Here is a 574-nt window from a genome sequence, read left to right as displayed (position 1 = left end):
GTGACAAACATGATCACAAATCCTTGTTGTATCGGCTTGGCCAGATTGAAGAGGGTTCCAGATTGAGAGCACTCGCAATAATGCGCTCACCTTTAGGATATGAACGAGCCAGCGCATTTTTCAGCGTGTCGGGGCTTAGCCCGGCACTGGTGGAAAGGCTGCGCATTGTCACGCCGCGCTTGTGAAGCTCGGCGACAATGTCAATGCGATGCCAGTCACGCACTTCATTTCTTTCCATAGTTCGTTTACTCTTAAAAGTTATCCGTCGGAGTAATCCGGCGGGGTTATCCGTAGGAATAGTATTGATCCAAATATGCATCACGTAAAGCAAATATGAATCTTTCTTTTGTCTTGATGTGATTTAGTGAGCCTAATTTGAATCATCTCTTTTATAATCAATGCGTTAAACGGGAAAGAAAATGGCTACTGGAAAAGCAAATGAAATTGCTTTTGATGAAGGCAGAAAAGAAAGCTTTATCAAGAGACTGAAATCGCTAGTAGGAAACCGCAGCGTCAGGGCAGCAGCTAAGGATTGGGGGTTATCTTTCTCTACACTTAATAACTATCTATCTAG

1 protein-coding gene is annotated in these 574 nt (G+C 43.6%); it reads right to left on the bottom strand.

All coding sequences use genetic code 11. The features are described 5' to 3' along the window. Positions 1-13 precede the first annotated feature (13 nt). Positions 14-166 carry a helix-turn-helix domain-containing protein gene (locus ACFPZN_RS56535; RefSeq protein ID WP_378293753.1) on the bottom strand — a complete coding sequence of 51 codons (153 nt, stop codon included), beginning with the start codon at positions 164-166 and terminating at the stop codon, positions 14-16. Between the last annotated feature and the right edge of the window lie 408 nt (positions 167-574).

Source organism: Actinomadura rugatobispora, assembly GCF_042656285.1.
In the GTDB taxonomy this organism is placed as follows: domain Bacteria; phylum Actinomycetota; class Actinomycetes; order Streptosporangiales; family Streptosporangiaceae; genus Spirillospora; species Spirillospora rugatobispora.
The sequence above is the reverse complement of the archived record's forward strand: the minus strand, read 5'-3'. Positions and strand labels throughout refer to the sequence as shown.